This is a genomic window from Pseudomonas sp. CCOS 191 (assembly GCF_001007005.1).
GTDB classification, from domain to species: domain Bacteria; phylum Pseudomonadota; class Gammaproteobacteria; order Pseudomonadales; family Pseudomonadaceae; genus Aquipseudomonas; species Aquipseudomonas soli.
Window position 1 is genome coordinate 4512512 of sequence record NZ_LN847264.1, and the last position, 25060, is coordinate 4537571.

24 protein-coding genes are annotated in these 25060 nt (G+C 65.5%); 12 read left to right on the top strand and 12 right to left on the bottom strand.

Annotation, left to right across the window (positions count from 1 at the left end):
• Positions 1–53: 53 nt before the first annotated feature.
• Positions 54–320, bottom strand: a complete 267-nt coding sequence (locus CCOS191_RS20015; protein ID WP_046856686.1) for a hypothetical protein — start codon at positions 318–320, stop codon at positions 54–56.
• An 872-nt stretch (positions 321–1192) separates the two neighbouring features.
• Between CCOS191_RS20015 and CCOS191_RS20020 the strand changes: the two genes are divergently transcribed.
• The gene (locus tag CCOS191_RS20020) at positions 1193–1516 is read left to right on the top strand and encodes a YgaP-like transmembrane domain (RefSeq protein WP_046856687.1); all 324 of its coding nucleotides are present in this window, start codon (positions 1193–1195) and stop codon (positions 1514–1516) included.
• Between the two features lie 93 nt (positions 1517–1609).
• Here the strand turns inward: CCOS191_RS20020 and CCOS191_RS20025 are convergent, their stop codons facing one another.
• Both CCOS191_RS20025 and CCOS191_RS20030 read right to left on the bottom strand, forming a co-directional pair.
• Positions 1610–2818: a hypothetical protein gene (locus CCOS191_RS20025; RefSeq protein ID WP_046856688.1), complete on the bottom strand. Its 1209-nt coding sequence runs from the start codon at positions 2816–2818 to the stop codon at positions 1610–1612.
• A 26-nt stretch (positions 2819–2844) separates the two neighbouring features.
• On the bottom strand, positions 2845–3294 hold the full coding sequence (locus tag CCOS191_RS20030) for a YcgN family cysteine cluster protein (RefSeq protein ID WP_046856689.1): 450 nt from the start codon (positions 3292–3294) through the stop codon (positions 2845–2847).
• A 146-nt stretch (positions 3295–3440) separates the two neighbouring features.
• On the opposite strand from CCOS191_RS20030, the gene CCOS191_RS20035 reads away from it, so the two are divergent.
• Positions 3441–4034 carry a nitroreductase family protein gene (locus CCOS191_RS20035; RefSeq protein ID WP_046856690.1) on the top strand — a complete coding sequence of 198 codons (594 nt, stop codon included), beginning with the start codon at positions 3441–3443 and terminating at the stop codon, positions 4032–4034.
• A 112-nt stretch (positions 4035–4146) separates the two neighbouring features.
• Here CCOS191_RS20035 and CCOS191_RS20040 read toward each other — a convergent pair whose 3' ends face one another.
• The 5 genes from CCOS191_RS20040 to CCOS191_RS20060 form a co-directional block, all read right to left on the bottom strand.
• On the bottom strand, positions 4147–5079 hold the full coding sequence (locus tag CCOS191_RS20040) for a D-2-hydroxyacid dehydrogenase (protein ID WP_046856691.1): 933 nt from the start codon (positions 5077–5079) through the stop codon (positions 4147–4149).
• Positions 5080–5154: 75 nt separating this feature from the next.
• Positions 5155–5448 (bottom strand): YcgL domain-containing protein, encoded by a 294-nt coding sequence (locus tag CCOS191_RS20045; RefSeq protein ID WP_023630461.1) that lies wholly within the window; start codon positions 5446–5448, stop codon positions 5155–5157.
• On the bottom strand, positions 5445–6578 hold the full coding sequence (rnd, locus tag CCOS191_RS20050; protein WP_046856692.1) for a ribonuclease D: 1134 nt from the start codon (positions 6576–6578) through the stop codon (positions 5445–5447). The genes CCOS191_RS20045 and rnd overlap by 4 nt, the downstream gene beginning before the upstream one ends.
• A gap of 100 nt (positions 6579–6678) precedes the next feature.
• On the bottom strand, positions 6679–8316 hold the full coding sequence (locus CCOS191_RS20055; protein ID WP_046856693.1) for a phosphoethanolamine transferase: 1638 nt from the start codon (positions 8314–8316) through the stop codon (positions 6679–6681).
• 164 nt (positions 8317–8480) lie between these two features.
• Positions 8481–8846, bottom strand: a complete 366-nt coding sequence (locus CCOS191_RS20060; protein ID WP_046856694.1) for a 5-carboxymethyl-2-hydroxymuconate Delta-isomerase — start codon at positions 8844–8846, stop codon at positions 8481–8483.
• Positions 8847–8962: 116 nt separating this feature from the next.
• Between CCOS191_RS20060 and CCOS191_RS20065 the strand changes: the two genes are divergently transcribed.
• Entirely contained in the window at positions 8963–9199 is a 237-nt protein-coding gene (locus tag CCOS191_RS20065) for a YdcH family protein (RefSeq protein ID WP_046856695.1), read from the top strand.
• A gap of 112 nt (positions 9200–9311) precedes the next feature.
• Here the strand turns inward: CCOS191_RS20065 and CCOS191_RS20070 are convergent, their stop codons facing one another.
• Entirely contained in the window at positions 9312–10487 is a 1176-nt protein-coding gene (locus CCOS191_RS20070) for a trans-sulfuration enzyme family protein (protein WP_046856696.1), read from the bottom strand.
• A 152-nt stretch (positions 10488–10639) separates the two neighbouring features.
• On the opposite strand from CCOS191_RS20070, the gene CCOS191_RS20075 reads away from it, so the two are divergent.
• The gene (locus tag CCOS191_RS20075) at positions 10640–11098 is read left to right on the top strand and encodes an Lrp/AsnC family transcriptional regulator (RefSeq protein WP_046856697.1); all 459 of its coding nucleotides are present in this window, start codon (positions 10640–10642) and stop codon (positions 11096–11098) included.
• Positions 11099–11218: 120 nt separating this feature from the next.
• Here CCOS191_RS20075 and CCOS191_RS20080 read toward each other — a convergent pair whose 3' ends face one another.
• On the bottom strand, positions 11219–13546 hold the full coding sequence (locus CCOS191_RS20080) for an FdhF/YdeP family oxidoreductase (protein ID WP_046856698.1): 2328 nt from the start codon (positions 13544–13546) through the stop codon (positions 11219–11221).
• A 254-nt stretch (positions 13547–13800) separates the two neighbouring features.
• On the opposite strand from CCOS191_RS20080, the gene moaA reads away from it, so the two are divergent.
• Both moaA and CCOS191_RS20090 read left to right on the top strand, forming a co-directional pair.
• Positions 13801–14805, top strand: a complete 1005-nt coding sequence (gene moaA, locus CCOS191_RS20085; RefSeq protein WP_038705601.1) for a GTP 3',8-cyclase MoaA — start codon at positions 13801–13803, stop codon at positions 14803–14805.
• 21 nt (positions 14806–14826) lie between these two features.
• Entirely contained in the window at positions 14827–15726 is a 900-nt protein-coding gene (locus CCOS191_RS20090; protein ID WP_046856699.1) for a bestrophin family protein, read from the top strand.
• Between the two features lie 97 nt (positions 15727–15823).
• Here CCOS191_RS20090 and moaB read toward each other — a convergent pair whose 3' ends face one another.
• Entirely contained in the window at positions 15824–16363 is a 540-nt protein-coding gene (gene moaB / locus CCOS191_RS20095; protein WP_046856700.1) for a molybdenum cofactor biosynthesis protein B, read from the bottom strand.
• Positions 16364–16555: 192 nt separating this feature from the next.
• Here moaB and CCOS191_RS20100 point away from each other — a divergent pair, with 192 nt between their 5' ends.
• A complete protein-coding gene (locus tag CCOS191_RS20100) occupies positions 16556–17443 on the top strand; it encodes a LysR family transcriptional regulator (protein ID WP_046856701.1) in 888 nt (295 codons plus the stop codon).
• On the opposite strand, the gene CCOS191_RS20105 is transcribed toward CCOS191_RS20100, so the two are convergent.
• A complete protein-coding gene (locus tag CCOS191_RS20105; RefSeq protein WP_046856702.1) occupies positions 17431–18210 on the bottom strand; it encodes an AraC family transcriptional regulator in 780 nt (259 codons plus the stop codon). The genes CCOS191_RS20100 and CCOS191_RS20105 overlap by 13 nt on opposite strands.
• Positions 18211–18532: 322 nt before the next feature.
• Here CCOS191_RS20105 and CCOS191_RS20110 point away from each other — a divergent pair, with 322 nt between their 5' ends.
• The 5 genes from CCOS191_RS20110 to CCOS191_RS20130 all read left to right on the top strand — a co-directional run bounded on the left by CCOS191_RS20110 (position 18533) and on the right by CCOS191_RS20130 (position 25059).
• Positions 18533–20149 carry an APC family permease gene (locus CCOS191_RS20110; RefSeq protein WP_046856703.1) on the top strand — a complete coding sequence of 539 codons (1617 nt, stop codon included), beginning with the start codon at positions 18533–18535 and terminating at the stop codon, positions 20147–20149.
• Positions 20150–20172: 23 nt separating this feature from the next.
• Complete coding sequence (locus CCOS191_RS20115; protein ID WP_046856704.1) at positions 20173–21099, top strand: 4-hydroxyproline epimerase; 927 nt, start codon at positions 20173–20175, stop codon at positions 21097–21099.
• A gap of 41 nt (positions 21100–21140) precedes the next feature.
• Entirely contained in the window at positions 21141–22088 is a 948-nt protein-coding gene (locus tag CCOS191_RS20120; protein ID WP_046856705.1) for a dihydrodipicolinate synthase family protein, read from the top strand.
• Positions 22089–22233: 145 nt separating this feature from the next.
• Positions 22234–23811 carry an aldehyde dehydrogenase (NADP(+)) gene (locus CCOS191_RS20125; protein WP_046856706.1) on the top strand — a complete coding sequence of 526 codons (1578 nt, stop codon included), beginning with the start codon at positions 22234–22236 and terminating at the stop codon, positions 23809–23811.
• A 3-nt stretch (positions 23812–23814) separates the two neighbouring features.
• The gene (locus CCOS191_RS20130; protein ID WP_046856707.1) at positions 23815–25059 is read left to right on the top strand and encodes an NAD(P)/FAD-dependent oxidoreductase; all 1245 of its coding nucleotides are present in this window, start codon (positions 23815–23817) and stop codon (positions 25057–25059) included.
• Position 25060 lies beyond the last annotated feature (1 nt).

Genomic DNA, 25060 nt, shown 5'->3' on the forward strand with positions numbered 1-25060 from the left:
GTTAGACAATGTGTCTACAGCTTTTTTGATGAACGGTTCACATGAGGTGGGGCTTAGGGATTACGGGGGTATTTGATCACATCCGGCTCCTGTGCAAGCCAGGCGTCTACGTGGCGAAGTACACGCCACCGTGGGCCGTTGCCGTTGCCGTTGCCGTTGCCGTTGCCGTTGCCGTTGCCGTTGCCGTTGCCGTTGCCGTTGCCGATCAGAAGTCTACCCCCGAAGCCCGCGAGCGACAGCTGCGCCAGCCCAGGCGCCGCCCGTAACTTCGCGACTTCAGGAGGCCGAACGCAGGTCTTGCGGAGGGAGGTGACGGGCATGGATGCCCGTCAAGCGCTGCGCCCCAGGATGGGGCGTTCAGCGCGGTCCTCCCGGGAGCAAGGCCGGAGTGAGGGGACCCGGAGCGAAGCGGAGGGCCGGATGAATGGAGCGCAGCGTTTTTTGGTTACTTTTTGTCGCGTTTGACAAAAAGTGACTCGCCGTAAGGGCGAAAAGGTGACTATGCGTCAGTATAGTAAATGAATGCGCTTACAACTGTGGAAACCCACGCCGATCGCATTTGACTTTGACTTTGACTTTGACTTTGACTTACACAGCGTATGTTTTAAAAGTTATATGCGCATTCATTTGCGATGGTGACGCATAATCACCTTTCCGCCCTTACGGCGGGTCCCTTTTTGAAGGATCAAAAAGGAACCAAAAAATCCTCGCTCCACTCATCCGGCCCCTACGCTTTGCTCCGGGGTCCCCTCACTCCGGCCTTGCTCCCGGGAGGACCGCGCTGAACGCCCCATCCTGGGGCGCAGCGCTTGACGGGCATCCATGCCCGTCACCTCCCTCCGCAAGACCTCCGTTCGGCCTCCTGAAGTCGCAATTTGTGTCGCCTGAACTATCGCGCACTTAGAAGCAAAAGCAAAAAACAACAGCAACGGCAACGGCAAAAGCGAGATTTAGAGATTCTCCATAGTCGTTCAGCCACGGCGACTCTTTCATGTCACAGCGATTAAATACGCTGAGCAAAAGCTTCATTACAACCAACACGCTCGCCAACAGCATCTGCAGCCAATTGCTATAACCCCTCCTGCTCAGGGGAGCATCGAAGTTATCCGGGGCAGCCACGCGGCAAATTACACTGAACGCTTGCACGCTGAGCAAAGTCTGCTGGATATCACCAACCTGAGGAGACCCGGCAATGCACGATACCCATTGGACAACGGACACACCGGAACACAATGTCCACGGCCTGGAGCGCGTCAGCTCCCTGGCTGGGGGCGCGTTGATGATCAGTAAGGGGCTACGCCACGGTGGCCTGCTGGGGATGTTGCAGGTTGCCGTCGGCGGCCTGGCGCTGGCCCGTGGCGTGAGCGGGCATTGCTCGACCAAGGCGTGGTGGCTGCGGCATCGCGCCGAATACCTGCGCCTGCATTGCGACATAGAACGAGGGGCTGCCGAGCTCAAGGCGCTGAAGGCCAGCGCCGAGGCAGCAACCCGTACCGCGACGGTGACTGGCGGTTGAAAGCGTCGCGGGGCAAGCCCGCTCCCACGAGCCGGCGTTCAAAATGATGTCCGGGGTCGTGGGAACGGGCTTGCCCCGCGATAAATCCTGCGCCTAGCGCAATACCTTGCTTTGCAATACTTCGGACTGCCGCCCCAGGACGTTCTCGCTGATCTGCACGAACTCCTCGGTGCTGACGCTCGACAGGCGCATCAGCGCCCGGGCGACATCGTCCAGCGAGCGCTTGTCGTGGTTGTGCAGGCGGATCTCGCGGTCCAGCGCCTGCAACAGCAGCACGCCGCGGGCCACCTGGGCCGGGCTGGCCTTGGCACCCTTGAGGTGATTCACTTTGTCGCCAAGCTTGTGCAAGCGCGCCTGCAATGCCTCGTAACGGTCGTCGCTCATGCCGCCAGCACGCCGCAGCAGCTCGCTGGCGTAATAGTCGGCCAAACTCTCGCCGAGCCAGTCGCTGCCATCGCGGTCGTTGATCTGGGCGAACAATTGCACCAGTTCGCGCAACAGCGGGCTGTTGCCGTTCTCGCTGATCAGCGGCCGGCCACTGTGCAAGTACAGGGAATTGTTGCCTGGCAGCACGCCACGCCACATCTCGTCGCGGGCACCGACCAGCAACAACTTGGGCGGGTTGCGTGGAAACACCGACTGCAACTGCGGCCAGACGAAGGTCAACAGGGTCAAGGTGTCCATGCGGCGCATGCCCTGCCCTTGCGGCGCGGCGACGGTCACCTCGGTATCACCCAGACGCGCACGGCGGCTGCCCAGGTTGCCGGCGAGCATCCAGCCGGTGGGGCGGTCGAACAGGCGCGATACGTCATCGATGCGGAATTTCTGCCGACCGATGCGCGGCCAGGCGGTTTCGACACTCTTCCAGCCGGCCGGCAGGTCGAAAGCCAGGCGCGACACCAGCTCGGTGCCGTCCTGCTGGTCGAGGCGCGCCGGCGGCACCAGCTGATCGCCACGGAACAGCGCCCACTGCGCGGTCATGCGGGCTTCATGGACACCGCCCTTGGGTTGCTGGTCGAGCAGCACGCGGTAGCTGAGGCTGGTCTTGCCTGACGCCGGGTGCCAGACGCCGCGCCCGTTCTGCACCTGCCACTGGCCATCAGCAAGGAAGTCGCTGTAGACGCCGGCCTTGCCCAGGTCGAAGTCCAGGCTGCGCACCACGCTGCCGTCGGCCAGGGTCAGGCGCACCTCGGCCTGGCCGCTCTGCGGCAACAGGCGAACCTGATAGTCCAGATCGACTTTCCTGGCCAGCGCCTGAGTGCTGAGCAGCAGGCCAAGCACCATCAACAACGGGCGACGCATAGCGAAACTCCTTGTAGCCGCGCGGCTCAACCCGCGCGAAAAATCAGGTGGTCTTCCCAGTCGTCTTCATCCACATCGTTCTCGCTGAGCATCCGCCCGGACCGGGAAATGCGTTGCTCATGCACTTGCCCGCGATCGCCGCAGACCAGGTGGTGCCACGACGGCAAGTCCTGGCCTTCGCTGACCAGGCGATAACCGCAGGTGGGCGGCAGCCACTTGAACTGGTCGGCCTTGCCCGGGGTCAGCTGGATGCAATCGGGCACGAAGCGGAAGCGATTGGGATAGTCGCTGCACTGGCAGGTCTGCAGGTCGAGCAGCTTGCAGGCGATGCTCGTGTAGTAGACGCTGTTGTCCTCTTCGTCCTCGAGTTTCTGCAGGCAGCACAGGCCGCAGCCGTCGCACAGCGACTCCCACTCTTGCGCATTGAGCTGGTCGAGGGTCTTGCGCCGCCAGAAGGGCGCGGTATCGGCGATCATCACACGTGTTCCTGCAGTCAACATCAATCCGCGGCGCGCGGCGGCGCCAGTCTAGAGGCAGTCCGGCGGCAACGCCAGACCGCTTGTCAGTGCTCACCGGACGCAGTAGCGTGCGGTCTTTGTCCCAGCCCTTGCAGGAGCACCCCATGAGCGCCACCCCACGCATCGCCGACTACGCCATCAACGAGCAGTTCATCAATCGCTGGTCGCCCCGCGCCTTCACCAACGAGCCGATCAGCCAGGAAACCCTGCTGAGCTTCCTCGAGGCCGCGCGCTGGGCGCCGTCGGCCTACAACTCGCAGCCGTGGCGTTTCCTCTATACCCGCCGCGACACGCCGAGCTGGGCGCGCTACCTGGACATCCTCAACGAGTTCAACCGCAGCTGGGCACAGCATGCCTCGGCGCTGGTACTGATCATCTCCAAGACCACCTTCGCCGCACCCGGCTCCGATGAAGAGAAGCCGGCCCTGTGGCACACCTTCGACACCGGCTCGGCCTGGGGCCATCTGGCGTTGCAGGCCAGCATCAGCGGCTGGCACACCCACGGCATGGCCGGCTTCGACCAGGACCTGGCCCGGCGCGAGCTGAAGATCCCCGAGGGCTACGCACTGCACGCAATGGTGGCAATCGGCAAGCTGGGCGACAAGGCGACCCTGGCCGAAGGCCTGCAGGCCCGTGAAGTGCCGAGCCCGCGCCGACCGTTGAGCGAACTGGCGGCCGAAGGCGACTTCAGCCTGTAAGCCTTCCTTCGCTAGCACCGGCCCATCGCCGGCAAGCCGGCTCCCACAAGGTTGCGCGGTCTCCTGTGGGAGCCGGCTTGCCGGCGATAGGGCCGCAACGGCCGAACTACGATCAATACCCCCGCGCGAAGTCCACTTCCCCCCGCAACCCCTGCCCCGCCACGTACGCCTGCGCATTCCCGACGAACAACCGCACCATCGCCGCCGGCGAGGTCGGCGCCGAGCTGTGCCCGGTCAGCAGCAACCCCCAGGCAGTCCAGAACGGGTGGCGCTGGGGCAACGGCTCCTGGCGGCAGACATCGATCACCGCGCCGGCCAGGTGCCCTTGCTTGAGCGCCTCGACCAGGTCGGCATCGACCACCGCCACGCCACGCCCGGCGTTGATGAACAAGGCACTGGAGCGGAAGCACTTGAACAGTGCCGCATCGTACAGGTCATGGGTGGCCGGTGTGTCGGGCAACAGGTTGAGCACGTAGTCGGCCTCGCCGACCAGGCGAGGCAACTGGTCGAGCCCGGCAACCTCGACGAACGGCGCCTGCTCACGGGCACTGCTGGCTACCCCGTACAAGGTGACGCCAAAGGGCACGAGGAACTCGGCGACTTGCTGGCCGATATCCCCGGTGCCGACGATCAGCACTCGGCGTCCTTCCAGGGTCCGCCCTGGCCGATCGTCCCAGCGCCGCTCGACCTGGCTGACCAGGCGCGACAGCACATCGCGCTCATGGCCAAGCATGTAGGTGAGCATGTACTCGGCCATCACCTGGCCAAAGATCCCCACCGCCCGGGTCAGCCGGTAGTCGCGCGGCAGGCCGTCGGCCAGCAACGGGGTGATGCCGGCCCAGGTCGATTGCATCCACTGGGGTTTGTGGCCCTGGCGCAACAGGCTGGCCAGCAGGTCGGGCTGCCCCAGCCATACCGGGCAGTCGGGGGCCAGGCGGGCCAGTTCGGCGGAATCGCCACTGGTCAGGACCTCCAGGTCCGGCGCCGCCTCGCCCAGCAGGCGGGCATAGTTGGCATGATCCTGTTCAGCGATCAGAACGCGCATGTGACACACAACCTTGGCAAACAACGGAAGCGGCCCGCCAGGCGGGCCGCAGACAGAGAGGAGACCGCGCCCGGATCAGGCCGGGTCGTTGCGACGCAGCAGTTCTTCGGGCAGGTGCTCGATGTAGTCGTCGTCCGGCGGCGGCATCTGCAGGTGGTAGCCCTGGTTGTCGAGGTTTTCCAGCACCTTGGCGATGTCCTCGCGGGCCAGCTTGCGCTCGGGGCTGAGCACCAGGTCGAAGGCGTGCACGGGCGTGCCGAAGAAAGGCAGCAGCCCCTCGGGCACACGCTCCAGGCCATCGGCCTTGAGCACATACAGGTACATTTCGTTCTTGCGGGGGCTCTTGTAGATCGAGCAGATACGTTTCATCGTGAATCTCCGGCACCGGCCAGATCGTCCAGCAGGGCCTGGCCCATGCGCTCGCGACGCCAGCCGCGCAGTGCATCGGGCAGTTGATAGGGACCGTCGGGGTAGCCGCTCTTGAGCAGCGCTTCGAGGGCTTTCTTGCGCAGCATCAGCTCCGGGGCGATGCCCAGGCGCTCGCCTTCGGCCTGGCCGATGGCGCGCAGGCGCTTGAGAATGCCGGCGGCTTCGATCGGCAGCGGCTCGGGCAGCGGCGCGGGCCATTGCTCCTGCGGCAGGCTGGCGGCGCGCTTGATCAGCTGGATCAGCGCCTCGCCGTCCTGGCGGATGGTACGCGGGTGCATTTCGTCGATTTTCGCCAGCGCCGACGGGCTGTCCGGCTGGCTCTTGGCCATGGGCCACAACGAATGTTCCTTGAGGATGCGATTGCGCGGCACATCGCGGCTGCGGGCCTCACGCTCGCGCCAGGCGCACAGCTCGCGCAGCACGGCCAGCTGCTGGCGGCCGAGCTTCCAGGCCAGCTTGACGTCGCGGTAGAGGGTCTCGGGCTCGACTTCACGGCGCAGCGCGGCAACCAGCTCCGCACCGTCCTCGAGCACCCAGGCGTACTTGTCGTCCGACAGCCGCGGGCGCAAGGCGCTGAACAGTTCGGCCAGGTGCACGGCATCTTCGGCGGCGTAGCTGACCTGGGTCTCCGAGAGCGGGCGCTGCAGCCAGTCGGAGCGGGTCTCGCCCTTGGGCAGCTCGAGCCCCAGCACGTCCTGAACCAGACGCGAATAGCCCATCGAGAAGCCGATGTTCAGGTAGCCGGCGGCCAGTTGGGTGTCGAACAAGGGTTGTGGCAACTTGCCGGTCAGGCGCAGCAGGACCTCCAGGTCTTCGCTGCAAGCGTGCAGCACCTTGACCACGCCATTGTCTTCGAGCAGCTCGGCCAGCGGCTGCCAGTCGCGAATCAGCAAAGGGTCGATGAGGAAGGCACGTTTGCCGTCACCGATCTGGATCAACCCGGCTTTCGGGTAGAAGGTGTCGACCCGCATGAATTCGGTGTCGAGGGCCACAAAGGGCAGCTCACGCCAGCTTTGGCAGTGCTGGGCCAGGGTCTGGTCGTCACGGATCCAGTGAATTTCGATGGCCACGAGGCTCTCCCACTAACATTGGCGCGCAGTATATACGGCGCGGGCGCAATGGGTGAAACCTCGCAAGCCACGCCATCCTTGGTGCTGATCGTCGGTACGCTCAGCGATCGGCCGCCAGCCAGGGGCGGCAGCCGGCAAACAGGTCCAGCGAGCGCTGGTAGACCTCGGTGCGTACCTGCAACAGGCCGAGCATCGAGTGGAACAGGTTGTCCTGCGACAACGGCGCATCGCGCAGCTTGCCCAGGCATTCGGTGTCCACGCTGAAGTCCTCGCGGTAGCTGTCGGAGAACCAGGCCAGCAGCGGCACGTGCTTCTGCTGCTCCGGGGCGATCATGTAGGGCGTGCCGTGCAGGAACAGGTTGTACTCGCCCAGCGACTCGCCATGATCTGAAAGATAGATCATCGCGGTGTCGACCTTGTCCTGCTTGCTGCGCAAGGTATCGATCAAGGTCGCCAGCACCTTGTCGGTGTAGGCCAGGGTGTTGTCGTAGCCGTTGACGATCTCCTGCTGGCTGCACTGGTTCAGGGCGTTGCTGCGGCACACCGGGGTGAAGGGTTCGCTGCCGGCCGGGTAGCGCTTGAAGTATTCCGGGCCATGGCTGCCCATCTGGTGCAACACCAGCACGGTGTCCTGGTCGAGGTTGTCGAGCAACTCGGCCAGGCCCTGCAGCAGGATCTCGTCATGGCACTCGCCACTGGCGCACAGCGCCGGGTCCTTGAGGTTGCTCACATCGATGAACCGCACCCGGTCACAGGTGCCCTTGCAGCCGGACTGGTTGTCGCGCCACTGCACCGCCAAACCCGCGCGCTGGAGGATGTCGAGCAGGCCTTCGCGGTTCTTCGCCACGCGGGCGTCGTAGTCCTTGCGCGGCATGCCGGAAAACATGCAGGGCACCGACACGGCAGTCTCGGTGCCACAGGAGTGGACGTCGGTAAAGCTCAGCAGGCCCTGCTCCTTGCTCAATTGCGGGGTGGTGTCGCGGGCATAGCCGAGCAGGCCGAAGTTTTCCGCCCGGGCACTCTCGCCGACCACCAGCACGGTCAGCGACTTGCGCTGGTGCTGCTGCCAGGTCGCATCGCGACGGGCATCCTCGCCATAGCGCTGGAAGGGCCGGGTGGCCGTGCCCACCTGCTCGCTGACATAGCCGATGGAGGCCCCCACGATATTGCTCGGCGTAAGCATCAGGCGCAGTTCATGGTGGTTGCGAAACAACGACGCCAAGCCCTGGTAGTTGACCAGCGCCACCGAGCCCAGGGCCGCGACGCAGGCCCCGCTGACCACCAGCTTGCCCAACAGTTCGCGGTGCCAGGGGCGATAGGCGATCCTGGCCTTCCACACCAGCAGCGAAGGCAGCACACCCAGCAGCAGGATATAGGCGGCGAACTTCAACGAAAGCAGGTCGCGCACTTCCGCAACATTGGTTTCGGCCACATTGCGAAACATGCCGGCGTCAATAAGTACGCCATATTGATTCATGAAGTAAGCGACACTTGCGCCGCTGATGAACAATACAATCAATACTGGTTTCAATACATAACGAAACGCCAACAAGGTGAGGATGAGATTGAAGGCGAACAGCATCAGCACGGCGAATGCCAGGCTCAACCACAGCCCCACCATGCCCGGCGGCACGATGGACTCCAGGTGCTCCCAAAGCAAGGTATTGAAGCCGATCAACAGGTACAGGCTGGCCAGCAACGTGACCCATTCGGTGCGCAGGGATTTGAATTTGAGCATGGCGTTCGCAACAAGAGTTCATCAGCGGCCAACACGCCCGGACGGGCAGGTTGGAAAGTTGGCCGAACTCTAGAAAGCCTAGCATCAATTTTTTGTGAAAAAGACGCCAACAATTGGTGGGCCGGCGTCTTTCATGAATTAAACAACTTTCATTCAGCTGCCATTCAGCCAGGCAGGCGAAGTTTGGCGTACGGCTCGCGGTCGATATCCAGGACTTCCACGCACAGCTGAATGTCCAGCCCAGGCTGGGCCGCAATCGCCTCGCGCAACACCTCGAGCAGGCTGTTCGACAACTGCTGTTTCACCTGCTGCGTACGCCCGCTGAGGATCGCCAGGCGCACATGGGCGAAGGCCCGTTCGCCCGGGGCGGTGCCCACCCGGTACTGGGCAAAGGCCTGGGCGCGGCTCTTGATGTCCAGCTCTTCGGCAAACTGGCCACTGCCGACCAGGGCGTGGTTCAGGCGCAGCAGCAGCACATCGACATTGAGATCGCGCAGGTTGTCGCTGTATTCCAGGTTCAGGTGAGGCATGGCGCAGGTTCCGTTCACGCAGGGGGATGCGACAGCCTAACCCAGTCCCGCAATACGGCAAAGGCGACTATCCTCTTGGTTCAGGCTCGTTTACCAACCCTGAGAGAGGTGAAGAAATGCCAGTTCCGCATGATTTGCTCGCAGACCTGCACGTGACCGCCGAACAGTTCCAGGCCCTGATCGACAAGGATCACGACCTGCACAAGCTGCACAAGGAATACAACGCCAAGGACAAGGAAGTGCTCGCCGCCGAAGGCAATGCCACCGGCGACGACACCGTAAACCGCCTGCGCAAGGAGCGGGTGCTGATCAAGGACAAGATCGAACGCATCGTCCACCCACCCAAATCCTGATTCCCCAACCGACGCTATCGCGGGGCAAGCCCGCTCCCAGGTATCGCGCAAACGCCACGGCATGCGCGGCCATCGTGGGAGCGGGCTTGCCCCGCGATGACGTCGGCAGCCCTTACGCAGAAGCCTTCAGCGCCCCCTCCAGATCCTCGATCAGATCGCGGTAATCCTCGATCCCGATCGACAGCCGCAGCAGGTTCTCACTGATCCCCATCACGCCCTTCTGCTCCGGGCTCAGGGAGTTGTGCGACATGCTCCAGGAGTGGTTGATCATGCTCTCCACACCGCCCAGCGAGTCGGCCAGGACGAAGATCGACAGCGCCTCGACCAGGCGGTTGACCGCGGCCCGATCGCCCTTGATACGCAGCGCCACCACCGCGCCGCCCGTGCGCATCTGACGCTTGCACAGGTCATGCTGCGGGTGGCTTTCCAGGCCAGGGTAGTAGACCTGCTCGACCTGCGGATGCTGTTCGAGGAACTGCGCCACACGCAGGGCGTTGGCGCTCTGGCGCTCCATGCGCACATCGAGGGTCTTCAGCCCGCGCAATGCCAGGTAGCAGTCGAACGGCCCCTGGATCGCGCCGACCGCCATGCTGATCTTGCGCAGGCGCCCCAGCAACTCGTGGTTGGCCGCCACCACCACGCCGCCGGTCAGGTCGGAATGGCCGCCGATGTACTTGCTCGCCGAATGCATCACCAGGTCCACGCCCAAAGTGATCGGCTGCTGGTTCCACGGCGAGCAGAAGGTGTTGTCGATGCAGGTCATCACCCCCCGCTCACGGGCCAGTTCGCAGACCGCCTTGATGTCCACCAGGTGCAGCAGCGGGTTGGTCGGCGATTCGATCCAGATCAGCTGGGTTTCGGGGCGGATGGCCGCGGCCACCGCCTCGACATCGTTGAGGTCGACGTAGGTGGTGGTCAGGCCCGAGGTGCGTCCACGGTAGTCTTCCAGCAGGCGGAAGGTGCCGCCGTAGACGCCGTTCATCACCACCACATGGGCATCCTTGGACAGCAGCTCGAGCACCGTGGCGGTGGCGCTGACGCCCGAGGCGCAGGCGACCGCGCCGACGCCCTCCTCCAGTGCGGCCACGCAGGTCTCGTAGGCATGCCGGGTCGGGTTGCTGACCCGGCTGTAGGCGTATTCGGGGTTGTCGTCCAGACCGCGCTTGATGAACGAGCTGGAAGTGACGATGGCCGGGAAGATGGCGTTGTCGGCGACGCTGGACTGCTCGCCGGCGTGGATGGTGCGGGTGGCGAAATTGCGCGGTTTGTCGGACATGGTCGGGTCCATTGCCTGAGGGTGGAAAACCACCACTATCTCATATCCACCACCCCAAGGCGCCAGCGGAACATTTCCATCGACGCAGCGGCAGAAACGGTTCCAACGTTCCCTGCGAGCGGCTACTCTCGGAAAACTTTTCCCGCAATCGGCGACACGACGTCATGGACAGTTTCGACCAGCACATCCTCACCCTGCTCCAGCGCGACGCCTCGCTGTCCCTCAAGGACCTGGCCGAAGCGGTCAACCTGTCCACCACGCCGTGCTGGAAGCGGGTCAAGCGCCTGGAAGAGGAAGGCTACATTCGCGGCCGCGTCGCCCTGCTCGACCCCGAGCGACTGGGCCTGGGCCTGACGGTGTTCGTCCAGCTCAAGACCCAGCGTCACGACAGCGCCTGGCTGGCGCAGTTCGCCGCCACGGTGACGGCGTTCGAGGAGGTGATGGAGGTGTATCGCATGTCCGGCGACTGGGACTACATGCTGCGGGTGGTGGTGGGCGACATAGCCGCCTACGACCGCTTCTACAAGAAGCTGATCACCAGCACCGACGGCCTGTCGAACATCACCTCGAGTTTTGCCATGGAGCAGATGAAGTACACCACGGCGTATCCGGTTGGGCGCTGAAATGGCGCCTGGCAGGACCGGCCTCATCGCCGGCAAGCCGGCTCCCACCCCGACGGCGTCGACCCCAAGCCAAACGCCATCCCTGTGGGAGCTGGCTTGCCAGCGATGAGGCCGGCCCTGTCAGTCAGCCAGGGTGGCCTCGATCCGGTTCCCCGCCTTGGCCTTCTCCAGCCTGATCGCCACGAACTTCGAGGTTGGTGTATAGGTTCCCTCGCCGTAGCTTTCCAGCGGCACCAATGGATTGGTCTCCGGGTAATACGCCGCCGCCTGCCCTTCAGGCACGTCATAGGACACCAGGCGGAAGCCCGACACTCGCCGCTCGAGGCCGTCCTCCCACAACGACACGATATCCACCTGCTCGCCCGGCTCGAAGCCCAGGCGGCGGATATCGGCCTCGTTGACGAACACCACCTCGCGCAGCCCGAACACGCCACGGTAACGGTCATCGAGCCCATACAGCGTGGTGTTGTACTGGTCGTGGGAGCGCAAGGTCTGCAGGATCAGGTCGGGCTTGTCACCGCGGGCCAGCACAGCCGCGTTGACCAGTTGCTCCGGCAACTGGCTCGGGGTGAAACGCGCCTTGCCGGTGGCCGTGCGGAAGTTGCGGTCCGCAGCGTGGTTGCCCAGGTGGAAGCCGCCCGGATGCTGCAGGCGTGCGTTGAAGTCGGCGAAGCCGGGAATCACGTCGGCGATCATGCCGCGGATACGGCCATAGTCGGCAATCGCATAGTCCCAATCGATGGGCCGATTGCCCAGGGTGGCCTTGGCCATGCCGGCGACGATGGCCGGCTCCGAACGCAGCAGTGCAGAACGCGGTTTCAGCTGGCCATGGGAGATATGCACCATGCTGAAGGTGTCCTCCACGGTGACGCCCTGCGGCCCTTGGGCCTGGATATCGATCTCGGTGCGGCCCAGGCACGGCAGGATCAGCGCATCACGCCCGGTGACCAGGTGCGAACGGTTGAGCTTGGTGGAGATCTGCACGGTCAGCTCACAATTGCGCAGCGCCGCATGGGTACGCGGGGTGTCTGGAGTCGCCTGGGCGAAGTTGCCGCCCAGGGCGACGAACACCTTGGCCCGCCCTTCTTCCATTGCCTGGATCGCCAGCACGGCGTTGTGACCGTGCTCGCGGGGCACCTTGAACTGGAAGCGCTTCTCGATGGCGTCGAGCAGCGCAGCCTTGGGCTTCTCGTCGATGCCCATGGTGCGGTCGCCCTGCACGTTGCTGTGGCCGCGCACCGGCGACAGGCCAGCGCCGGGCTTGCCGACGTTGCCACGCAGCAGCTGCAGGTTGACGATTTCCTGCACGGTGGGCACCGAGTGGCGGTGCTGGGTGACGCCCATGGCCCAGCACATGATCACCCGCTCGGCCTTGCGGTACATGCGCGCGGCCAGCTCGATCTCAGCCTTGTTCAGGCCCGACTGCTCGACGATATGGTCCCAGGGTGTGGCGTCCACCACGGCCAGGTAGCTCTCGACGCCACTGGTGTGCTCGGCGATGAAGGCGTGGTCGAACACCGGCGGCTCGTCGTTCAGCTGCGCCTCGCGCTCCCACTGCAGGAGGAACTTGGCGATGCCGCGCATGGCTGCCATGTCGCCACCCAGCGCCGGACGGAAGTACGCGGTGTTGGTCGGCTCAGAGCCATTGCTGAGCATCTCGAACGGGTGCTGCGGGTGCTGGAAGCGCTCGAGCCCGCGCTCCTTGAGCGGGTTGAAGCAGACCACCTGGGCACCACGCTTGACCGCCTCGCGCAGCGGTTCGAGCATGCGCGGGTGGTTGGTGCCGGGGTTCTGGCCAATCACGAAGATCGCATCGGCCAGTTCCAGGTCATGGAACACCACGGTGCCCTTGCCCACGCCGAGGGTTTCGGCCATGCCCACGCCGCTGGCCTCGTGGCACATGTTCGAGCAGTCGGGGAAATTGTTGGTGCCGTAGGCACGCACGAACAACTGGTAGAGGAACGCCGCCTCGTTGCTGGCCCGGCCCGAGGTGTAGAACTCGGCCTGGTCGGGCGAAGCGAGGCCGTTCAGATGCCGGGCGACCAGGGCAAATGCCTCGTCCCAGCTGATCTCGACGTAATGATCGGTGGCCGCGTCGTAGCGCATCGGGTGGGTGATGCGGCCTTGGTACTCGAGCCAGTAGTCGGTCTGTTCGAGCAAGGCGCTGACGCTATAGCGGGCGAAGAACGCCGGATCCACCGAGCGTCCGGTGGCTTCCCAGTTGACCGCCTTGGCGCCGTTCTCGCAGAACTTGACCATGTCGCTTTCCGGCGATTCGCCCCAGGCGCAACCCGGGCAGTCGAAACCACCGTTCTGGTTGGTCTTGAGCATGGCCCGCAGGTTCTTGAAGGCGTTCTCGCTGCCCAGCCAGCTCTTGGTCACGCTCTTGAGCGCGCCCCAGCCGGCGGCCGGCCCCTTGTAGTCCCTGATGTGTTCGTCCTGGCTCATGCTGCGCTTCTCCGCACGGTGTTTTTTCCAGCCTAAGAAGCGCCCCTTGCTGCGTCCAATCGAAATAAATGACGGCGTGATAAACCGTTTCGATCACCGGACCCAGCCCTTGTACGACGCGGCCTGCAGCCGTGATAGAGGAGACTGATCGAATGGTCGGGCAAAGCAATTTGACGCCAATGGGCGCAGGTTATAGCTTGGACCTTATCCGCGGCCTTTCGCCGCCCCCAGCCACTTCAATGTCGAGCGCGAACGTGGAAAAGAACCCCCAGGCCCTGATCGACGGTTTCAACCGCAAAGTCGATTACCTGCGGATGTCGGTTACCGACCGCTGCGACTTTCGCTGCGTCTATTGCATGGCTGAAGACATGCAGTTCCTGCCGCGCCAGCAGATTCTCAGCCTCGAAGAGCTGTACCAGGTTGCCGAGCGTTTCGTCGCCCTGGGCACCCGCAAGATCCGCCTGACCGGCGGCGAGCCGCTGGTACGCCAAGGCATCGTCGAGCTCTGCGGGCGCATCGCCGCCCTGCCCGGCCTGCGCGAACTGTGCCTGACCAGCAACGGCTCGCAGCTCGGCCGCCTGGCCCAGCCGCTGTTCGATGCCGGCGTGTCGCGCCTGAACATCAGCCTCGACAGCCTCGACCCCGAGCGCTTCCGCGCCCTGACCCGCACCGGCGACCTCGCGCAGGTGATCGCCGGCATCGACGCCGCCCGCGCCGCGGGCTTTCGCCGTACCAAGCTCAACGCGGTGGTGCTCAAGGGCCGCAACGACCACGAGATCGTCGACCTGGTGCGTTTCGCCATCGACCGCGAACTGGACATCTCCTTCATCGAAGAAATGCCCCTGGGCGTGATCAGCGAGCACGAGCGCGGCGAATCGTTCTGCTCCAGCGACGACGTACGCGCGCGCCTGGCCGAGCACTTCACCCTGGTCGAGTCGGCCGAGTCGTCCCAGGGCCCGGCGCGCTACTGGCGCCTGGCCGAGGCGCCCAACACCCGGGTCGGCTTCATCTCGCCCCACAGCCACAACTTCTGCGCCACCTGCAACCGCGTGCGCCTGACCGTCGAAGGCCGCCTGTTGCTGTGCCTGGGCAACGAACACTCGGTGGACCTCAAGCAGGTAATGCGCCAGCACCCCGGCGACAGCGCCCGCCTGGAAAAAGCCATCCGCGACGCCATGCAGCTCAAACCCTACCGTCACCACTTCGAAGTGGGCGGCGAGGTGCAGATCCTGCGCTTCATGAACATGACCGGCGGCTGATCGGCCGCCTCTGGAACCGCCTTGATCGTCCACTCACGCCCCGACATGCTGCGCGTGCTGTTCACCCTCAAAGGCTCGATCGTCCAGCGCATCGCCCTGCGCTGCCTGGCGGTGACCTTGCTCGCGGCGCTGATCGTGCTGGTCGAGCGGCACTACCCGGCGTTGTTCTACCCGGTCAGCGCCACGCCCTTCACCCTGTTGGGGCTGTCGCTGTCGATCTTCATGAGCTTTCGCAACAACGCCTGCTACGACCGCTGGTGGGAAGGCCGCAAGGCCTGGGGGCGGATGATCATCGAGGTGCGCTCGTTCGTGCGCGAAAGCGTGGTGATCAAGGATGACGCGCTGCGCAAGGAACTGCTGCGTAGCCTCTGTGCCTTCGCCCACGCCCTCAATGCCCGGCTGCGCAACGAAGACGAGCTCGGCGCCGCCCGCCCCTGGCTGGGCGAGAAGGCACAAATCGTGACGCACAATGTCTGCGACGGCATCCTGCGCGAGGTGGGCGAACATTGTTCACGGCTGGCGGAGCGTGGAGCGATCAGCGAGTTCCGCTACACCTTGCTGGAGCAGCGCCTGGCCGGCCTGTCGGACGTGCAGGCCACCTGCGAGCGGATCAAGGGCACGCCACTGCCGTTCCCCTATACCCTGCTGCTGCACCGCACCATCTACATCTTCTGCCTGCTGCTGCCGTTCGCCCTGGCCGAACCGCTGGGCTGGCTGGCGCCGCTGTTCACCACCATCGTCAGCTACACCTTCTTCGGCCTGGATGCGATCGGCAACGAGCTGGAGGACCCCTTCGGGCGCGATGAGAACGACCTGCCGACCGATGCGCTGGTGCGCACCATAGAACGCGATGTGCTGTCGGCGCTGGGGCATGAGCCACTGCCACCGGCGTTGGTGCCGGTGGATCATGTGTTGAGTTGAAGTCTCATCGCGGGGCAAGCCCGCTCCCACGCCAGCCTGTGTGTGCTGATATGAGATCGGCGTGGGAGCGGGCTTGCCCCGCGATGGAGCCCTGAGGTCAACCGCGGCTTTCGCAGGCCCCGATTGGTTTGAGGTGCGGGACGAAGTTGCACGGCCGATGCCGCGCATCCAGTTGCTCGGCCAGGATCCCCTCCCATGCCGCGCGGCAGGCGCCGGTCGAGCCCGGCAGGCAGCACACCAGGGTGCCGTTGGCCATGCCGGCCAGGGCCCGGCTCTGCACGGTCGAGGTACCGATATCGAGAATCGACAAGGCGCGGAACAACTCGCCGAACCCGTCGATGCGCTTGTCCAGCAGGCAGTCCACCGCTTCCGGCGTGCTGTCGCGGCCAGTGAAACCGGTGCCACCAGTGATCAGCACCACCTGCACCTGTTCGTCGGCGATCCAGGTGGCGACCTGGGCGCGGATCTTGTACAGGTCGTCCTTGAGCAGCTCGCGCGCCACCAGGCGGTGGCCCACGCCGACGGCGCGGCTGGCCAGCAGCTCGCCGGAAGTGTCGGTCTCGAAGGTGCGGGTGTCGCTGACGGTCAGCACCGCGATGTTCAGCGGTACGAACACCGCGTCCGGTTTCACGCTCATGGCCTTTGCTCCAGGATTGGCTTGGCGGCCACGTTAGAGAGAAGCCCCGGTAGCGTCCAATCGATAGCGCGTACCGGGTGATCGACGGTTTCTATCGCCTGCCCGCGACAGGCCAGCGAATTTGTCAGCAATGATTAGCCAGGTGCTGCACTCTTGGTTAAGGTCTACCCACTCCGCAACCCAGGCCGCACCATGGACATCAAACAGCTCAAGTTCCTCATCGCCCTCGACCAGACCCGCCACTTCGGCCAGGCCGCGGCGCTGTGCCACATCACCCAGCCGACCCTGTCCATGCGCCTGCGCAACCTCGAAGACGAACTCGACCTGGTGCTGGTCAAGCGCGGCCAGCGCTTCGAAGGATTCACCGAAGCCGGCGAACGCATCCTGGCCTGGGCCCGCACCCTGCTCGCCGCCCACGACGGCCTGCAGGCCGAGGCCGCCAGCTGCCGGGGCCAGGTGGTCGGCAGCCTGCGCCTGGGTACCGTGCCGCTGGCCAGCTTCAACCCCATGCAACTGCTGATGCCGTTGCGCGCGAAGTACCCCGAGCTGCACTTCCAGCTGTCGTCGCTGAGCTCCGAGCAGGTGATCGACGGCCTGAGCCGCAACCAGCTCGACCTGGGCATCTGCTACCTCGACCAGGTCAACACCAGCTTCTTCGAAGTAATAGAACTGAGCATCACCACCATGGGCCTGCTGCACGACACCCGGCACTTCCAGTTCGAGGCCAACAGCCTGCACTGGGAAGACCTGGGCGACCTGCCGTTGGGCCTGCTGAGCAAAGGCATGCACTACCGCCAGTCCCTCGACCTGAGCTTCCGCAGCCGCGGCCTCACGCCTAACGCCGTGCTCGAGAGTGACTCGACCTTCCAGCTGATCCAGGCGATCAACACCGGCGTGTGCTGCGCGATCATGCCACTGGATTGCGGCCTGGAAGACCTCAGCCAGCACATGCGCATCATCCCCGTGCAGGAGGCCAGCATCCACAGCCCGGTCGGCCTGCTGTTGCGCCGCAGCGAGCCGCGCTCGGCCATCGCCGAGCAGTGTTTCGACGAGGCCCGCGCCCTGTTTCAAGCTTCCTGAGCCGTCGCCTGGCGGTACTGGCGCGGGGTAAACCCGGTCAGTTGCCTGAACTGCCGGCTGAACGCGCTGTGGTCGGTGTAGCCACAGCGCAGCGCCACCTCGATGATCGGCAGGTCGCTGTGCAGCAGGTGGTGCGCATGTTCCAGACGGGCCTTGTGGATCATCTGCCGGGGTGTGAGGTGGAACACCCGCTTGCAGTAGCGCTCCAGTTGCGCCACCGAGATGCCGGCGATGCGCGTCAGCTCGCCCATGCTGATCGGCTGGTGGAAGTGCGTGCGGATATGCGCGTCCACCGCCGCCAGGCGCTGGTACGCCGGGTGGGTGTCGGCGGCTGACTGCAGGTCGACCGAAATACCCACCAGGCCGATGATCGCCCCCGCCGCGTTATACAGCGGGCGTTTGTGGGTCAGGCACCAGCCCGGTTCGCGGCTGCCGTACAGGTGCAGCTCGAGCTGGTCCTCCAGCACCTGGCCCTGCTCCAGCACCCGGCGATCCTGCTCGGTGTAACCGGGGCCCAGGCGCGCCGGGAACACCTCGGCGCTGGTCTTGCCCAGCAGCGGTTGCAGGTGTTTCAAACCGCAGCGCTGGACCAGCGTGCGGTTGGCCAGCACATAGCGAGCCTGGTCGTCCTTGATGAAGATCGCTGCATTGGCGATGACATCGAGCATCGGCAGCAGCCAGACCACGCCGGTGAGCAAGGCTTCGAGGGATTCGGGGCGGTGCTGGTCGAGGTGCTGGTACAGGGTTGCCAGTGGGGTCTGGGACATGAGGGTTTCTCTAATGGGTTTACCGGCCTTATCGCGGGGCAAGCCCGCTCCCACGCCAACTGCACGGTACTCGTGGGAGCGGGCTTGCCCCGCGATAGGCCGGCAACGCCAACCTAAATCACCCCAAGCCTGCCGCACTAGCCTTTCTGCCTGACTATGCCGATTTCGTCACCCACCTTGCAGAAAACCATCAAGAACCGAGCCCGCGATCGGTCCACTCTATGCCCCACGCAAGCCGCCCCATGACCTACAAGAACGCGGCGCATGCCGCCGCATCGTGACATCAGACCTGCCTATCCAAAACCTACAAGAAGGCGCACCCATGTCAGGCAAATTCAAGAAACAGCTGTCACTGCTGGACCTCACCTTCATCGGCCTCGGTGCCATCTTCGGCTCGGGCTGGCTGTTCGCCGCCAGCCACGTCTCGGCCATCGCCGGGCCGGCCGGCATCCTCTCCTGGTTCCTCGGCGGTTTCGCCGTGCTGCTGCTGGGCATCGTCTACTGCGAGCTCGGCGCCGCCCTGCCACGGGCCGGCGGCGTGGTGCGCTACCCGGTGTACTCCCACGGCCCGCTGCTTGGCTACCTGATGGGTTTCATCACCCTGATCGCCTTCTCCAGCCTGATCGCCATCGAGGTGGTCGCCTCGCGCCAGTACGCCGCGGCCTGGTTCCCGGCGCTGACCAAGAGCGGCTCCAGCGACCCGACGGTGCTCGGTTGGCTGGTGCAGTTCGCCCTGCTGGGGCTGTTCTTCGTGCTCAACTACCGCAGCGTGAAGACCTTCGCCAAGGCCAACAACCTGGTCAGCGTGTTCAAGTTCATCGTGCCGCTGCTGGTGATCGGCGTGCTGTTCACCTTCTTCAAACCGGAGAACTTCGAGGTCCAGGGCTTCGCCCCGTTCGGCCTGTCCGGGGTGGAAATGGCGGTGTCGGCCGGCGGCATCATCTTCGCCTACCTGGGCCTGACCCCGATCATCTCGGTGGCCAGCGAGGTGAAGAACCCGCAGCGCACCATCCCCATCGCGCTGATTCTCTCGGTGCTGCTGTCCACCGCGATCTATGCCCTGCTGCAACTGGCGTTCCTCGGCAGCGTGCCGACCGAGATGATTGCCAACGGCTGGGCCGGGGTGACCAAGGAACTGGCCCTGCCCTACCGTGACATCGCCCTGGCCCTGGGCGTCGGCTGGCTGGCCTACCTGGTGGTGGCCGACGCGGTGATCTCGCCCAGCGGCTGCGGCAACATCTACATGAACGCCACCCCGCGAGTGATCTACGGCTGGGCGCAGACCGGCACCTTCTTCAAGTACTTCACCCGCATCGACGAGCAGTCCGGCATCCCGCGCCCGGCGCTGTGGCTGACCTTCGCCCTGGCGGTGTTCTGGACCCTGCCGTTCCCGTCGTGGGAGGCGCTGATCAACGTGGTTTCCGCCGCCCTGGTGCTGAGCTACGCCGTGGCCCCGGTGTCCGTGGCCGCCCTGCGCCGCAGCGCCCCGGACATGGCCCGGCCGTTCCGGGTCAAGGGCATGGGCGTGCTCGGCCCGCTGTCGTTCATCATCGCCGCGCTGATCGTCTACTGGTCGGGCTGGAACACCGTGTCCTGGCTGCTGGCGCTGCAGATCGTGATGTTCGTGCTGTACCTGCTGTGCCGGCGCTTCGTGCCTACCGAACACCTGTCGCTGGGCCAGCAGGTGCGCTCGTCGGCCTGGCTGATCGGCTTCTACGCCGTGACCATCTTCCTCTCCTGGCTGGGCAGCTTCGGTGGCCTGGGCGTGATAGGCCACCCGCTGGATACCGTGGTCGTGGCTGCCAGTGCCCTGGGCATCTACTACTGGGGCGCCGCCACTGGTGTGCCGGCGCGGCTGGTGCGCCTCGATGGCGACGACGAAAGCGAAGCCAGCAGCGAAACCCATGCCGGCGGGCAACCCGCCGCTGTCGCCTCCTGACCCACTACACAATGGACACGCTGATGAAACAGGTTCATGTCATCGACTCCCACACCGGCGGCGAACCGACCCGCCTGGTGATGAAGGGCTTCCCGCCACTGCACGGCCACAGCATGGCCGAGCAGCGCGACGAACTGCGCGAGCTGCACGACCACTGGCGCCGCGCCTGCCTGCTGGAGCCGCGCGGCAACGATGTGCTGGTGGGCGCGCTTTACTGCCCCCCGGTGTCTGCGGATGCGACCTGCGGGGTGATCTTCTTCAACAACGCCGGCTACCTGAACATGTGCGGTCACGGCACCATCGGCCTGGTCGCTTCGCTGCGCCACCTCGGCCTGATCGAGCCTGGCGTGCACAAGATCGATACACCGGTCGGCCAGGTCAGCGCCACCCTGCATGACGACGGCTCAGTCACTGTCGGCAACGTACCGTCCTACCGCTACCGCCGGCAGGTCGCGGTGCAAGTGCCTGGGCATGGCCAGGTGCGCGGCGACATCGCCTGGGGCGGCAACTGGTTCTTCCTGGTCTCCGACCACGGCCAGCGTATCGAGCTGGACAACCGCGATGCCCTCACCGACTACACCTGGGCCCTGCTCAAGGCCCTCGAAGCACAAGGCATCAGCGGCGAGGACGGCGCCCCGATCGACCATGTCGAGCTGTTCGCCGACGACGCCAACGCCGACAGCCGCAACTTCGTCATGTGCCCCGGCAAGGCCTACGACCGCTCGCCCTGCGGCACCGGCACCAGCGCCAAGCTGGCGTGCCTGGCCGCCGACGGCAAGCTCGCCGAAGGCCAGACCTGGGTCCAGGCCAGCATCACCGGCAGCCGCTTCCAGGGCCGCTACGAGCGCGACGGCGAACGCATTCGCCCGTTCATCACCGGCTGCGCCCACATGACCGCCGACAGCACCCTGCTGATCGACGAACAGGATCCGTTCGCCTGGGGCATCTGACCCCATTCATTTTCCACTGAATACCGCCAGGAGTGACAACAATGACCGACAACATCTTCACCGGCACCATGCCCGCCCTGATGACCCCCTGCACCGCCGAGCGCAAGCCGAACTTCGACGCCCTGGTGCGCAAGGGCCGCGAACTGATCGACGCCGGCATGAGCGCGGTGGTGTACTGCGGCTCGATGGGCGACTGGCCGCTGCTGACCGAGGCCGAGCGCCAGGAAGGCGTGGCGCGCCTGGTGGCCGCCGGCATCCCGACCATCGTCGGCACCGGCGCGGTGAACTCCCGCGAAGCCGTATCCCATGCCGCCCACGCCGCCAAGGTCGGTGCCGCCGGCCTGATGGTCATCCCTCGCGTGCTGTCCCGCGGCGCCTCGCTGATCGCCCAGAAGCACCACTTCTCGGCGATCCTCGCCGCCGCGCCGAAGCTGCCGGCGGTGATCTACAACAGCCCCTACTACGGCTTCGCCACCCGCGCCGACCTGTTCTTCGAACTGCGCCGCGAGTACCCGAACCTGATCGGCTTCAAGGAGTTCGGCGGTGGCGCCGACCTGCGCTACGCCGCCGAGCACATCACCTCCCAGGACGACGCCGTGACCCTGATGGTGGGCGTCGACACGCAAGTGGTGCATGGCTTCGTCAACTGCAACGCCACCGGCGCCATCACCGGCATCGGCAACGCGCTGCCCCGCGAAGTGCTGCAACTGGTCAGCCTGAGCAAGCGCGCCGCCAAGGGCGATGCCAAGGCCCGGCGTCAGGCACGTGAGCTGGAGTCGGCGCTGGCGGTACTGTCGTCGTTCGATGAAGGCTGCGACCTGGTGCTGTACTACAAGCACCTGATGGTGCTCAACGGCGACACCGAGTACCGCCTGCACTTCAACGAAACCGATGCCCTCAGCGACGCCCAGCGCAACTATGCCGAGCAGCAGTACGCGCTGTTCCGCAGCTGGTACGCCAGCTGGTCGGCCGAGCAGAACCAGGCCTGATTCCAGGAGCTGCTTCACCCCCCATCGCCAGCAAGCCAGCGCCCACAAGTTTCAAGCCTTACGCAGTACCTGTGGGAGCCGGCTTGCCGGCGATGGGCCGCGCAGCGGCCCGCTTTCTCCCAAACTCAATCCCAAAGGACGCCCCATGACCCTGACAGGCAACCTGCTGATCGGCCAGCGTGCCGTGCCCGGCAACCGCGAAGCGATCCGCGCCATCGACCCGAGCAGCAACCAGGCCCTGGAACCCGCCTATGCCGGCGCCAGCGGCGAACAGGTGGCTCAGGCCTGCGCCCTGGCCTGGGCGGCATTCGATGCCTACCGCGAAACGCCCCTCGAACAACGCGCGGGTTTTCTCGAAACCATCGCCGAACAGATCGAGGCCCTGGGCGATGCGCTGATCGACCGCGCCCACGCCGAGACCGGCCTGCCCAAGGCCCGCCTGCTGGGTGAACGTGGCCGCACCTGCGCCCAGCTGCGCACCTTCGCCCGGGTGGTACGCGCCGGTGAGTGGCTGGATGTGCGTGTGGACAATGCCCTGCCCGAGCGCCAGCCGCTGGCCCGCCCGGACTTGCGCCAACGCCAGGTGGCCCTGGGCCCGGTGGCGGTGTTCGGCGCCAGCAACTTCCCACTGGCCTTCTCGGTGGCCGGCGGCGACACCGCCTCGGCACTGGCCGCGGGCTGCCCGGTGGTGGTCAAGGCCCACGGCGCCCACCCCGGCACCAGCGAGCTGGTTGGCCAGGCCGTGGCCCGGGCAGTCGCGCAGTGCGAACTGCCCGAAGGCGTGTTTTCCCTGTTGTACGGCGCGGGCCGTGAAGTGGGCATAGGCCTGGTCACTGATCCACGTATCAAGGCGGTCGGCTTCACCGGTTCGCGCAGCGGGGGCCTCGCCCTTTGCCAGGCCGCCCAGGCGCGCCCGGAGCCGATCCCCGTCTATGCCGAAATGAGCGCTATCAACCCGGTGTTCCTGTTCGATGGCGCCTTGCGCTCGCGCAGTGAAGCCCTGGCGCAAGGCTTTGTCACTTCGCTGACCCAAGGTGCCGGCCAGTTCTGCACCAATCCCGGGCTGGTGGTCGCCCGACAGGGCCCGGCCCTCGAACACTTCCTGGTTGCCGCCAGCGCCCATATTCGCCAAGCCGCAGCGCAGACCATGCTCACTCCGGGTATCGCCAATGCCTATGCGGTCGGCGTGGCAGCGCTGAGCGAAAACCAAAACGCCCGGTGCGCGGCGACCGGCCTGCCGGCACAGGGGCCGAACCAGTGCCAGGCTCAATTGTTCGTCACCACCGCGCAGGCGTTTCTTGCCGACCCTACGCTGCAAGCCGAAGTGTTCGGCGCCGCCTCGCTGGTGGTGGCATGCGACAACGATGAGCAAATCCGCGAGGTGGCCGAGCATCTGGAAGGCCAACTGACCGCCACCCTGCACCTCGACGAGGCCGATCTGGACAGCGCCCGCCGCCTGCTGCCAACTCTCGAACGCAAGGCCGGGCGGATCCTGGTCAATGGTTGGCCGACCGGGGTCGAGGTCAGCGACGCCATGGTCCATGGCGGCCCGTTCCCGGCCACCTCGGACGCCCGCAGTACCTCGGTGGGCACTGCGGCGATCCTGCGCTTCCTGCGCCCGGTGTGCTACCAGGACTTCCCCGACGCCCTGCTGCCCGGTACATTGCAGCAGGCCAATCCGCTGCACCTGCGGCGGCTGCTTGATGGCCAGCGGGAAGCCTGAACCATGACCGCCACTGACACGGACATCGCCGTGGTCGGCGCCGGCATCGTCGGCGTCGCCTGCGCCCTGCAGCTGGCACGCCAGGGCCGCCGGGTGCTGCTGATCGATCGCCAGGCACCGGGCCACGGCGCTTCGTATGGCAACGCCGGGCACCTGGCCACCGAGCAGGTGTTTCCCATCGCCGACCTGTCGATCCTCAAGCGCCTGCCGGCGATGTTGCTGGACCCGATGGGCCCGCTGCGCCTGGACTGGAAGTACCTGCCCCGCGCCCTGCCCTGGTTCACCCGGCTGCTGCTGAACCTGCGCCCGGCGCCGTTCCAGCGCAGCGTGGCGGGCATTCGGGCGTTGAATGAAAACAGCCTTGGCGCCTGGCAACGGTTGCTCGCCTCCATCGACCGCAGCCCCTTGCTCAAGGAAGACGGTTCGCTGCTGGTGTTCGAACGCCACGAATCGCGCCAGGCCCTCGCGGCGTTGCGCGCCCGCATGCAGGCACAGGGCGTACCCGTGGACCTGTGGTCGGCAGAGGCGGTGAGCGAAGCTGCGCCGCAGTTGAGCCCGTCGATCCTGGGTGGCCTGTTTTTCCCGCGTACCGGTCACTTCCTCGACCCCTATCAAGTGGTCTGCGAACTGTTCAGCGCCGCAAGGGCCAGCGGCGTACGCTTTCTGCGCGCCGAGGTCAGTGGCGGCCGGGTGCATGGCCAGGGCGTCAGCCTTGTCAGCGACCAGGGCCCCGTCGAGGCCAGCCAGGTGTTGATCAGCGCCGGCGCCCACTCGGCCAAGCTCACCGCCACCCTGACCGGCCGGCGGGTGCCCCTGGATACCGAGCGCGGCTACCACCTGATGCTGCCGGCGGAGCAGCAGCGCCTGCCGTTTGCCGTCACCTCGCTGGAGCGCAAGTTCATCATGACGCCCATGGCCGACGGCCTGCGCCTGGCCGGCACGGTGGAGTTCGCCGGGCTCGAGGCGCCGCCGAGCATGCAGCGGGCGTGGCAACTGCACAGGTTGAGCAAGGGTTTGTTCCGGCGCGAACTGGATGCCGAGGGGGCGACGCCGTGGATGGGGTTCCGGCCTTCGTTGCCGGATTCGCTGCCGGTGATCGACCGGGTGGCCGATGGCAAGGTGTTGCTGGCGTTCGGGCACCAGCACCTGGGGTTGACCCAGGCGGCGGTGACGGCGGAATGGATGGGGCGGTTGGTAAATGGCGAAGACTGCCCGCAAATCAGCGCCTACCGATTGAGCCGATTTTGAA

What these genes read in the sequence shown, in the direction of transcription:
- CCOS191_RS20065 (WP_046856695.1), top strand. Translation starts at nt 8,963, where the DNA reads ATGCCAGTTCCGCATGATTTGCTCGCAGACCTGCACGTGACCGCCGAA.
- CCOS191_RS20055 (WP_046856693.1), bottom strand. Translation starts at nt 8,316, where the DNA reads ATGCTCAAATTCAAATCCCTGCGCACCGAATGGGTCACGTTGCTGGCC.
- moaB (WP_046856700.1), bottom strand. Translation starts at nt 16,363, where the DNA reads ATGAGCGTGAAACCGGACGCGGTGTTCGTACCGCTGAACATCGCGGTG.
- CCOS191_RS20075 (WP_046856697.1), top strand. Translation starts at nt 10,640, where the DNA reads ATGGACAGTTTCGACCAGCACATCCTCACCCTGCTCCAGCGCGACGCC.
- CCOS191_RS20120 (WP_046856705.1), top strand. Translation starts at nt 21,141, where the DNA reads ATGACCGACAACATCTTCACCGGCACCATGCCCGCCCTGATGACCCCC.
- CCOS191_RS20015 (WP_046856686.1), bottom strand. Translation starts at nt 320, where the DNA reads ATGCCCGTCACCTCCCTCCGCAAGACCTGCGTTCGGCCTCCTGAAGTC.
- CCOS191_RS20110 (WP_046856703.1), top strand. Translation starts at nt 18,533, where the DNA reads ATGTCAGGCAAATTCAAGAAACAGCTGTCACTGCTGGACCTCACCTTC.
- CCOS191_RS20045 (WP_023630461.1), bottom strand. Translation starts at nt 5,448, where the DNA reads ATGAAACGTATCTGCTCGATCTACAAGAGCCCCCGCAAGAACGAAATG.
- CCOS191_RS20130 (WP_046856707.1), top strand. Translation starts at nt 23,815, where the DNA reads ATGACCGCCACTGACACGGACATCGCCGTGGTCGGCGCCGGCATCGTC.
- CCOS191_RS20025 (WP_046856688.1), bottom strand. Translation starts at nt 2,818, where the DNA reads ATGCGTCGCCCGTTGTTGATGGTGCTTGGCCTGCTGCTCAGCACTCAG.
- CCOS191_RS20020 (WP_046856687.1), top strand. Translation starts at nt 1,193, where the DNA reads ATGCACGATACCCATTGGACAACGGACACACCGGAACACAATGTCCAC.
- CCOS191_RS20100 (WP_046856701.1), top strand. Translation starts at nt 16,556, where the DNA reads ATGGACATCAAACAGCTCAAGTTCCTCATCGCCCTCGACCAGACCCGC.
- CCOS191_RS20030 (WP_046856689.1), bottom strand. Translation starts at nt 3,294, where the DNA reads ATGATCGCCGATACCGCGCCCTTCTGGCGGCGCAAGACCCTCGACCAG.
- CCOS191_RS20125 (WP_046856706.1), top strand. Translation starts at nt 22,234, where the DNA reads ATGACCCTGACAGGCAACCTGCTGATCGGCCAGCGTGCCGTGCCCGGC.
- CCOS191_RS20080 (WP_046856698.1), bottom strand. Translation starts at nt 13,546, where the DNA reads ATGAGCCAGGACGAACACATCAGGGACTACAAGGGGCCGGCCGCCGGC.
- CCOS191_RS20115 (WP_046856704.1), top strand. Translation starts at nt 20,173, where the DNA reads ATGAAACAGGTTCATGTCATCGACTCCCACACCGGCGGCGAACCGACC.
- CCOS191_RS20035 (WP_046856690.1), top strand. Translation starts at nt 3,441, where the DNA reads ATGAGCGCCACCCCACGCATCGCCGACTACGCCATCAACGAGCAGTTC.
- CCOS191_RS20060 (WP_046856694.1), bottom strand. Translation starts at nt 8,846, where the DNA reads ATGCCTCACCTGAACCTGGAATACAGCGACAACCTGCGCGATCTCAAT.
- CCOS191_RS20070 (WP_046856696.1), bottom strand. Translation starts at nt 10,487, where the DNA reads ATGGACCCGACCATGTCCGACAAACCGCGCAATTTCGCCACCCGCACC.
- CCOS191_RS20040 (WP_046856691.1), bottom strand. Translation starts at nt 5,079, where the DNA reads ATGCGCGTTCTGATCGCTGAACAGGATCATGCCAACTATGCCCGCCTG.
- CCOS191_RS20105 (WP_046856702.1), bottom strand. Translation starts at nt 18,210, where the DNA reads ATGTCCCAGACCCCACTGGCAACCCTGTACCAGCACCTCGACCAGCAC.